The sequence below is a fragment of the Nocardioides humilatus genome, assembly GCF_008373755.1.
In the GTDB taxonomy this organism is placed as follows: Bacteria; Actinomycetota; Actinomycetes; order Propionibacteriales; family Nocardioidaceae; genus Nocardioides; species Nocardioides humilatus.
The window spans coordinates 1-336 of record NZ_VUJV01000215.1; the positions used below are offsets into that span (position 1 = coordinate 1).

General features: G+C 36.3%; 1 tRNA gene. It reads left to right on the top strand.

Annotation, left to right across the window (positions count from 1 at the left end):
* Positions 1–101: 101 nt before the first annotated feature.
* Positions 102–173: transfer RNA gene (locus F0U44_RS22740), tRNA-Ser, on the top strand.
* The last annotated feature ends 163 nt before the right edge of the window (positions 174–336 follow it).

A 336-nucleotide genomic window follows, 5' to 3' on the forward strand; every position in this document is an offset into this window, starting at 1 on the left:
AAGCTACACAAGCTGATGTCATCAGATGGGGTTTGTGCTACCGTGTAGCTTTCTTCTTCTGTGGAATCACCCTGTTTTAGTAAGAGAGATGAATTACAGTTGCTCAGTAGCATAGTGGTTTAAAGCATTCTCCCGGAAAGAGAAGGACCCGGGTTCAATTCCCGGTTGAGTTGATTTTTTCATCTCTCTTACTGAATGCTAACATAAATAATACTAATCAAAATAATATAATGAATAAGCCTACCTCTAGTAAATCTAATAATAAAAATAAGATTCCCTCTATAAAAGTACAAGCCTATAATTGGAGCAAATATTATAAAGCTGGGTCATTCCACG